The organism is Rhodococcus sp. ARC_M5, from assembly GCF_022810405.1.
GTDB classification, from domain to species: Bacteria; Actinomycetota; Actinomycetes; order Mycobacteriales; family Mycobacteriaceae; genus Rhodococcoides; species Rhodococcoides navarretei.
The window spans coordinates 73127-82365 of sequence record NZ_JALGQE010000019.1 but is presented as its reverse complement, the minus strand read 5'-3'; the positions used below and the strand labels follow the sequence as shown (position 1 = coordinate 82365).

Here is a 9239-nt window from a genome sequence, read left to right as displayed (position 1 = left end):
TGAACTTCTACAACACTCGACGTAGGCACTCCACGATCGGAATGCTCAGCCCCCACAATTACGAACAGTCACTGAACGCGCCGATTATGGCCGCGTAGCCACTGTCCACTTTTCGGGGTGAACCTCAGTCGGCATCGTCGTCGAGCAGGCTTCCCCAGTGCTGCCGGATCTTCTCCGTGAGCTCGTTCGCGGCGTCGAGGAAGGCAACTTGTGAATTGAACTGCCGGTCTGTGACGGCGTGTTCTCGCTCCTGCTCCCGTTGCTTTTTCGCAGCTCGATTGGTTTGTATGTTGGCGAGCAGTGTCACTGCGCCGCCGATTGCTGCGCCCCCTCCGGCACTGATTGCCCCGATCCACCCAACAGCGATGTCCATATCCATTGGGGTACCCAAGCACGCAGCGGGACGCAATGGACCTCGAACAGCCCTTCTGGCTGGGGTAGCTCAAGAAGAGCGAAGCCCCACCCCCAGGGTGGGGGCGGGGCTTTGGCGGGGCTGTGACTATCGGTCACCTTTTTCGGTACTGACTTCGACACCGGCGCTGCGGTCACCCTTGCGGGCCTTCGGCGATAAAGACGCGCCTGCGACAGGAGCGCCGATCGGGTGGGCGTTGTCTCGATCAGCGGCTAGCCGGGCTGCGATGGCATCGGGATCGACGCCGGCGGCTGTCAGCGTCTCCGTCAGTGCGTCGCGGCGTTCCTTCGAGTCGTACTTGAATGGGACCGCAGGCGGCGCTAACGCTGATATGACATCGACGTGGGGACGTCCTGCGGTCGTCCATTCCCCGATCAGTTCCGTTCTGGCAGTGAGGTAGTCCTCCCGGTTCGCCGACGCCTCGCTCTGCGCGAACTGAGCTGCAAGTGCGGGCGCGTGGTCTGCGGCCCATCCTTTCGACTGGGCTACCTCCCAGCCGGTGATGATGGTTTCGCGTGCAGCGTCCTGTCGGCGGCCGACTGTGTCGACGTAGCGTTCGGCGTCGCGGGGTACAGCCTGTTTGGCCCACTCCAACGCGTCCGCGAATTCCTGCTGTTCGCGAGGTGAGGGTGAGGGCTCTTGCGCGCGCTGCGCGGTGGCCTCGCTCGTCTGGCGGCGGGTGGCCGACTTGTCGATCGCGTCGGCCTGCGCGATCGCAGCGGCGGCGTCGACTCGCTCTCGGGTTCCTTTGTCGTCGGCGCGTTCCTTGTCGCGTTCGGCGGTGACAGTGCTGATGCGGGCTGCGAGGTCGTCCGGCAGGCCGGCGAACGGTCGGGCGTCGATGCCGTAGCGGCGAGAGATCTGATCCTGCATGTGGGCGATGCCGTAGGCGCTGCCGTTGTGGACGAACTGGTCGTGGATTTCCGCGATCTGGTGATCGGCGGCCATCTCCCACCACCAGTCCTCGTAGGCGAGATACAGCGGTGGGATCGGGCGGTTCAAGCCGGCCGCGTCGGGGTCGGTGCAGAAGTACTCGGGCGTCCAGTCGCCCGTGTCGTTGTCCCGGGCGAGGTAGACCGCCCAGTGAGCAGGTGCGGTGTCGATGGTCTCTTGATCGACGTTCTCACCGCTGGCCTGCCGGAGGTCCCAGGTGGGAATGAATCCCCGGCCGGCGGGACGGTCCTCGACGACGGTGAAGCCGCGCTCGGTGTACGGCTCCGATGCCTTCTCGCGGGCGATGCGTTCGTTCATCACCGCCTCGACCTTGTCCGCGACGGCTGCTCTGTCGACACCCAGCTTGCTGGTGTCGATTCCGTGCCGCTGCGCCAGCTGCTCGTCGAGGCGGATGAGGGTGTCGGCGGCGAGCGGTGATTGGTCCTTCCACGCGTACGCGGTGCGGTAGGTGTTCGCAAGGATCTCCGGGGTTGCGGCGGTCCACCAACGCGGTGAATGCACCGGACGTAGTTGAGCCTCAGCGGAGGCACGTTCGGCCCGTAGGCGAGCGGTGAGGGCGGCGGCGCGTTGCTCGCTGTCCTGTTGCGCCTGACGGAGTCGGTTATCGCGTCGACGCGCGATGTCCTGGCCGGCGAGCATGGCGACCTGCAGGGTGGCGCGGAGGGCGCGGGCGAGGTCGTCGGTGAGGGCGTCGGTGGGGTGAGTCATCGGTGTTCGTCTCCTTCGGATGCGGCGGGTACGAGCTCAGGTGCGGGGGCGGCGGTTCGCGGATCTGCGGGTGTTCCGAACAGGGCCGGGTCGGGTGGATCTGAGGGCAGCGGCGGCAGGGACGTCTTGTGTCCGTGTTTGACGCTGCAGGCGGAGAACGGGCCCTGAGGGTCGAACAGCTTGCTCATGTGGTGGTCGGCGTGATCTCTCCACCACACGCTCATCCCGGTGTTCGGGTCCTGCCTCAGGTGCTCCCACGCCCTCCAGAGAGCGTCGAGACGCCGGTACGCCTCACCGTGCGCCCACCACTGCGGACACCATTTTTTGCTGTTGCCGTCGACCACCTCGCGGCGATAGTGCGGCCGGATCATCTCGTCGACGAAATCGAGCAGGGTCTCGTACACCGGTGTCGCTTCGGCGTTGTCGGCGTCCGCTTCGGCTCGACGTGCTGCTTCCTCGAGGTGGGCCGCCAGTGCGCGTGCCGTGGCGGTCTGCATCCGTTCGTACAGCTCGGGTGTCAGGGCTTCCTCGAACTGCGCCTCCGCGATGGCGGCGAGTTCTTTGCTGATGCGTCTGTTCACGCTGTGCTCGACCAACGCTTGCAGACTCTGTGGCAGCTCGTCTGCCGTCGCGTATTCCGTTGCGTCGCAGACTGTCTCGTTGCCCGGACCGAACGGCGGGGCATCTTCGAACGCTGGAAGGTCGTCGTAGGGCGAGGGTTCGTCGGGTGAGGGGATCTCGCTCAGCGGATCGAAGTCGGGATCGTCGTCGCTCATAGCGGCGTGGCTTCGGTTCCGCTGAACTCGGGTGTTTTGTCGAGTCGGACGGTGCCGGCTCGGTCGTCGGCGGCCTGGTTGGCTCGCTCCTGCGCGGCGGCCACGGCGTCGGCGTACGGGCCGTCGCTCCACTGCACCGTCTCGATCAATACCGGCAGATTGCCCGACGAGCGGACCAGGGCGCGGCCGCGGGGGAGGGCTTCGAGGGCGTCTTCGGTCAGGGTGCGCACCTTGGTGCGCTGCCGCGATTGCGACCCACCGCCTCGTCCGGACGAAACCGATCCGGAGAGTTCGTAGTGATCGCCCACGGCAGTGGACATGTTGCGCAGGAACGGTCCGTCGTCGACGGCGACACCGCCGCCGTAGACCTTCACGTTGGCGGCCGACCACAGCGCTTTCATGCCGTCCTCGCCCCAGCAGCGCACCCCCTGCGACCACGACTGCAGGATGGACATGATGATGATGCCGCGCGAGCCGAAGTGGCTGTAGAGGCCGGGAAGCTCCTGCCAGCGAACGACATTGGCGACCTCGTCCAGGGCGAACAGGACCGGTGTACGCAGACGCCCGCCCTCGATCTCGCTGGCGTAGTCAAGTATCTCGTCACACACCGCGACGGTGAGGGCGGTGACCAGCGGCCCGACCGACCCGACGCCTTCCTTGGACAGGCTGTACAGGGTGTCGGTCTGCGACCGTGCGAACGTGGCCGGGTCGAACTCGGGCCGGGTATCGCCCGGTCCGGTCCGCTCGATCCAGGGATGCACCGAGCTGAGTTTGAGGCAGTTGATCATCTTCTTGGCGGTGGTGAATACGCCGCTGCGTTGCTTCGGGGTGGCGTTGTAGTGGGCGGAGAGGCCGTCTGCCATCAGGGAGTAGCCGCCCTCGCGGAGCAGCTGGATCGGTTCGAGGTTCTGCTCGTCGGTCACCCACCGGTACACCTGTGTGATGCCGTAGCGGGAGGTTGCTGCAGCGAGGATCAGTGACGCAAGCAGGTCCTCACCTTCGGGGTCGAAGAACGGGTCCTTGCTGGCAGCTTGCCCGTCCGCGCCGACGGCGAACTGCTTGGCCAGTGCCGCGGCTTTGCGTTCGTGCACCGATACGTCGCTGAGTACATCGTCGATGTCGTCCGTCGCGGCCGTGGTCGCGGTAGCCGATCGCACCCAGGACAGCGGATCCCAGAACCACGTCGGGGGCTCGTGCGCCACCCGCTGAGGATCGAAGATGCGGACGGTGCCGATCTCGGCACGGTACGCACGGGTGATGTCGACGACGTCGCGTTTGTTGCTGGTGGTCAACACCGACCCGATCGCGGCGAGGATCGCTGGAATGACCCGGGAGGTGGTCTTACCGGTACGCGGGCCCCAGATGTCGACGTGCGTGGATTCGATATCGGCGTACAGCCTGGCGTTCGTTCCAACCATGACACCGAGCGGCACCCCTGGAGGGCAACCCTTCTCGATCGAGGTTCCGAGCCTGCCTGCTGCTGCGCGGCATGACTTTTCGGTCAACGACCGGACATCCTTCATGGAGGCGAGATATTTGGCGGCGTCGTCGACGCGGCTGCGGCCGGCCCGGCGACGGGCGAGGCCGACCGCCACCGCCCCGAGCAACACCAGCAGCAGGAGTGCGAAGAACACTGCGACGATGGTGGCACCGGTCGGCCACACCAGATCACCGGTGTAGAGCTGGGAGACGACGTCGGCAGGGTTGGCCGGCACATTCTGTTCGGTATCGGACAGAGCGCTACCCAGATGCAGAGAGATCGACGCTCCTCCGCCGACGAGTACTGCAGCACTGGCAATTCCGGCGAGCAGCCACGTGGCGGCTGTGTCGTTCGTGGGATCTTTGACGTCGTTGTTCACGCTGGCTCTCCTAGGGTGGGTGTGGCGGATCAGGTTGTGCGGTAGCGGAAGTCGGACAGTTTCCACCCGTTTGGGGTGGTGATGACGGTGGCGCGCCACGGTTCGGTGGGTCGCTGTGTCGAGGAGCCGTCGGCGTGGAGGACTCGTTGGCGGCATTCGAGGTCGACGATGACCGTGCGCATTCCGGCAGGCGGGGCGGTGGCACCCTCGACGGGCCAGCAGGTGGCGGTGAGGGAATCTTTCGAGCGGGCCCAGGCGTCCCACTCCTTGTCCGGACGTAGCTCGGTTGTGCTCTGTGGTGCATCAAGGGTGTCGATCAGGGGTGTGGTGATCCACGGCCGTGCGCGGGCGAGCGCGGCGGCCTTGCTGTCGTCGACGGCGGGTTGCCAGGACAGAATGGCGTTCATCGCTGTCGTCGCGGCACCGGGGGCGTCGAGGCCGGAGGGGTCGAGTGGGTCGATCTGAACGTGGGCGTCGGTGCCTTCGGGGATCGGATCGGGATCGGGTGATCCACCGCAGCCCGCGACAGCGAGTACCGCGGCGATGGCCGCAGCGAGCAGGAGTCGTCGACGATGGACCAGTGCGGTGCGAGCGTTGGAGTGGGCGTTCATGAGTTCTGCTTCCTGTACTTGGCTTCACCGGCGATGATCTTGTCGGCGTACGGGCGGGTCTGAACGACGTAATCGGTGGAACCGGTGGGGAATCCGCCCGAGGACAGCACGGCTCCCTCGCCGGCGTTGTAGCCGGCGAGATACAGCTCGGTCGGACCGTTCGGCGCGGCCACACGTCCGTCCGCGATCCCGGCATCGATGGCCTTGGCGATATCGCACATGTACTGGCCCTGGGCCATGACCGCGTCTCCGATGGAATTGATGTCGACCCGTCCGTCGCCGTCGTAGTCCTTGCCGTAACTGGCCCAGGTGCCCGGCATGAACTGCGCGGGCCCACCGGCACCGGTGGAGGACACGGGAGCGTTTGCGCCGTAGGCGAATCCGTTCTCGGCGTCGAGCTGAGCGGCGATGAGCGAGGGCTTGATCTGCGGGCAGATCCCGCCTGCTTTGCGGATCCACTGCTCGAACTCGGGTGGGACCGATCCGTCGGCGAGATCTTCACCGAGGCCTCCGCCGGCGACGGTGCAGCCCGGGCTCGTGGCCGCAGCGTTCGATCCCGCCCCGCCGCCGGGTAGCTGTCCCCAGACCGCGGCTGCGTCGTCGAAGCCGGAGGCGTCGACTGTGATGTGGACGTGGTTCATGTGGTTCTCGTTGTCCGAGCCGCGGTCCTCCATCAGGGAGGGCTCCTGGCCGGGGAAATGGATGGTCTGACGCCAGATCGCGTACTCGAGGTGGAAGAAGTCCGCGTTGGCCATGACGTAATCGAGGACCTCGTTGCCGAGCGCGACGCCTTCGCCGGAGGAGTAGTTCGGGATCATCGCGTCGACGGCGCGGCCTTCGGGGTGATCGGTGGCCGCTCCGCCGTTTGCTCGCCACCCGCCGAGCGAGTCGAGCCGGTCCCCGAACTTCATGGCCAGGGCGCGCATCAATCGTTTGGTGCCGACCTGCAAATTCGCTTCCGAGCCCATCGACGCCGGTGTCGGGGCCGAGAGGTCACCACCGCCTGCGGTAGCGCCAGCCAGCTGGTCGACCGGGGCAGCAGGAGCAGCAGGGGCGGCCGGTGCCGGACTCGCCGCAGCGGGAGCCTGCCCCGGTGCGGGAGCGGCTTCGTACTGGGCGAGGGGGTCGATGGCCTGCCCGCCGGCGTGGCCACCGTCCCAGATCTCGAAATGCAGGTGCGGGCCGGTCGACTCACCCCGGTTACCGAGGGTGGCGATGAGCTGCCCGGCGCGCACGGGTTGGCCGGCGGCGACGGTGAAGGTGTCGATGTGGCCGTAGACGGTGGAGATGGTCTTGCCGTCGATGACGTGGTCGAGCACGACCCACTGCCCGAAGCCGGACGCGTTCCCGGCGGCGTTGACCGTTCCGTCGGCGGCGGCGTAGATAGGGGTTCCGATCGGTCCGGCGAGGTCGATGCCTTGATGCTGGGCACCCCAGCGAGTACCGAAACCGCTGGTGAACGTCACTTGGGCGGGGTCGACGGGTTTGATGAACGACCCGGGCGCGGCAAGGAGGTTGCCCTGCGTCTGTCCGGTCGCTCTGCTGCCGGGCATGCAATCGAGTGCCCCGATCGCGGCCTGGTCCTCTTCGTCCTGAGCGAGGAAGGACATCATCACGACCAGGCTCATCATCACCGCCACGACGGCCGCGAGCACACCCATCACGGCCGACGAGGAAGAGGACGACGACGCCATCAGCTGGTCGCCGTCCCGAACATCGACCCGCTGGTGCGTTGAGCGGCGAGCCGGTGGTTGAGCTCGGCTGCGGCTTCGAGGGCGCGGCGCAGCTCGAGGACCTGCTCGAAATCGGCGCGCGGGCGCCGACCGGAGTCGTTCACCCAACCGCGCACCGTCGTTTCGGCGACGTCGAGATGCTGAGCGACGACCTTGCAGGCCGCCGTGAACGATGTTCCCTTCTCGATCGCACCGCACACGGTGCCGATAGCGGCGTCGCGAGTGGCGTCGTCGACGATCCGGTACTTGCGGCGCTCACCTCCACCGAACGCAGTCATCGGGTCACCGCCGCACGTCGCTGCTCTTCGGCGGCCGCGTCGAGCCGCTCATCGGTGTCGTGGATTCCCGACTTCTTCTCGGCCGGGGTCACCCACACCCGGAACGGGACACCGGGGCGGCCGCCTTCACCGAGCTTGAGCAGAAAGTGCCCCATCCCGGAGGGTGGCTGCTTGACCGCTTCGAGTGGTTCGGCAATGCGGTCGGTGGCCTGCGCCTGGAAGTACGCGTCCTGTTGCGGGTCGACGGCGTCGCAGTACCGCGCTTCGCTGTCCTGGTGCACCCATTCCGGTGTCTGGGTGCCGGCGAGGTAGAGCAGCGACCGTGAGCAGTGCTTGCAGCGAATCCGCGCCGCGGTCATCGCGGTCGCGGCCGAACCCAGGTCGGCCGAGTCCGACCAGTTGGTGAGCATCGTCTTCTCCCGCTCGGAGAACTGCATGACCTCCGAGAGGCGGGCGACTTCGCTGCGGGGGATGGGGCCGATGATGCGGGCGCGGGAGCGTTCGAAGAATCCTGAGGCACCGACTTTTTCGAGGTCGGCTACCGAGTGGGTGACCGCGATGACGCCGACGCCTTTGGTGCGCTGTAGGCGCTGGACGCCGTCGAGGCGGTCGACCATCGTCGGACCGCACGAGAGGACCTGCCAGAGCTCGTCCATGAGGATCGAGAACGCCAGGTGTGGGCCGTTGCCGCTGGTGGCGCGTAGGTGCGCGGCGTCGACGGCGGCGAAGCACTCCGACCAGCCCGAGACGAGAACGGCGGCACGCATCAGGGAGTCGCCTTCGGGGACGGCGGACATGTCCAGGCAGGTCGAGGGGTTGTCGATGTCGATCCGGACGGTGGTGTTCGAGTCGAACGTTTCCCCGAACCGGCCTTTGGTGAGCGCGCGCAGGGTCCTCAGCAGTGGTTTGACCTGCCCGCGGTACTCCTCGGGGGTGTCTGCGACGACGTCGTTCTGTAGCTCCTCGGGGCAGCTGTCGACGAGGTCGAGCAGGTCCGACAGGCGGGCGGGCCGCTCGACGTCGTGTCCGCGGCCGCCGTCAAAGACGGGTGTGTAGAGCAGGCGGATACCGGAGTCGATGACTGCTTCTTCGTAGTCCTGCAATGGACTTCGGCGGACGATCTCGCACAGTGCCAGTACGAGGTTGACCTGACGGAAGTGCAGTGCGAACTCGTAGCGTCGTCGCAGGTCCGGATCGATGGTGATGTACCGGGCCAGGGCGACTCCGATCGGGCCGGGGTCGAGGGGGTTCAACGAACCTGTGCCGTAACCGACTTCGTTGACGCCGGTAGTGCAGACCGCTTCGGTGAGCTTGCGTCCGTCGGGCTTGACGTCGCCGGGCCACATCACCCGGATACCGGCGGCGATGTCTCCCAGGGCGATGCGGCGCAGAAGGGTCGATTTACCGAATCCGTTGAGCGCGATGATGATGCACGCCGGGGCGGTGATCGCGCCGCGTTCTTTCGCGGCGAGCGGTGAGAAGCCGACCGGAGCTCCGGTGGACAGGTGCGGCCCGAGGATCGGTCCGAGGATCGGGGCGGAGGCACCGAAGATCCACGGATAGAGCCCCGCCACCTGCTTGGTGGTGCCGCGGTACTCGACCGGCGGCAACACGATGGCCATGCGGCCGCTGCTTTCGCCTTTGAATCCGCGTGCGTCGGATTCGGTGAACCGCGCGGTGTCGGTGCCGTCACCGAGCAGTGCCAGGTCGCGGTCCCGGTTGCGGCGGTGGTTGGCGTCGCGGTTGAGGCGGGCACGCAGCCAGAAGGCGGTGATACCGGTCGCGGCCGCGCACCGCTGTTCGAGCGCGGCGCGGTCGGCGTCGGACATGACCTTGTATTTGTCGACGCGGGTCGATGCGGGCTTGGGCGGTCGGGCGTGGGTGGTGGGCACCGGGGTGGTCCTCTCG

Annotated in this window: 8 protein-coding genes; all 8 read right to left on the bottom strand. The window is 66.9% G+C overall.

The window, feature by feature from the left end:
• Positions 1-124 precede the first annotated feature (124 nt).
• The 8 genes from MTX34_RS22055 to MTX34_RS22020 all read right to left on the bottom strand — a co-directional run bounded on the left by MTX34_RS22055 (position 125) and on the right by MTX34_RS22020 (position 9223).
• On the bottom strand, positions 125-373 hold the full coding sequence (locus tag MTX34_RS22055) for a hypothetical protein (protein WP_243610824.1): 249 nt from the start codon (positions 371-373) through the stop codon (positions 125-127).
• A gap of 126 nt (positions 374-499) precedes the next feature.
• Positions 500-2074: a hypothetical protein gene (locus MTX34_RS22050; protein ID WP_243610823.1), complete on the bottom strand. Its 1575-nt coding sequence runs from the start codon at positions 2072-2074 to the stop codon at positions 500-502.
• Positions 2071-2850 (bottom strand): DUF4913 domain-containing protein, encoded by a 780-nt coding sequence (locus MTX34_RS22045; RefSeq protein WP_243610822.1) that lies wholly within the window; start codon positions 2848-2850, stop codon positions 2071-2073. The genes MTX34_RS22050 and MTX34_RS22045 overlap by 4 nt, the downstream gene beginning before the upstream one ends.
• Entirely contained in the window at positions 2847-4709 is a 1863-nt protein-coding gene (locus MTX34_RS22040; RefSeq protein WP_243610821.1) for a type IV secretory system conjugative DNA transfer family protein, read from the bottom strand. The genes MTX34_RS22045 and MTX34_RS22040 overlap by 4 nt, the downstream gene beginning before the upstream one ends.
• A gap of 29 nt (positions 4710-4738) precedes the next feature.
• Entirely contained in the window at positions 4739-5320 is a 582-nt protein-coding gene (locus MTX34_RS22035) for a hypothetical protein (protein ID WP_008720881.1), read from the bottom strand.
• Positions 5317-7014 (bottom strand): peptidoglycan DD-metalloendopeptidase family protein, encoded by a 1698-nt coding sequence (locus MTX34_RS22030; RefSeq protein WP_374640263.1) that lies wholly within the window; start codon positions 7012-7014, stop codon positions 5317-5319. Before MTX34_RS22030 ends, MTX34_RS22035 begins: the two co-directional genes overlap by 4 nt.
• Positions 7014-7331, bottom strand: coding sequence for a hypothetical protein (locus MTX34_RS22025; protein ID WP_008720879.1), 318 nt, complete (start codon positions 7329-7331; stop codon positions 7014-7016). Before MTX34_RS22025 ends, MTX34_RS22030 begins: the two co-directional genes overlap by 1 nt.
• On the bottom strand, positions 7328-9223 hold the full coding sequence (locus tag MTX34_RS22020) for an ATP-binding protein (RefSeq protein ID WP_243610820.1): 1896 nt from the start codon (positions 9221-9223) through the stop codon (positions 7328-7330). Before MTX34_RS22020 ends, MTX34_RS22025 begins: the two co-directional genes overlap by 4 nt.
• Positions 9224-9239: the final 16 nt, after the last annotated feature.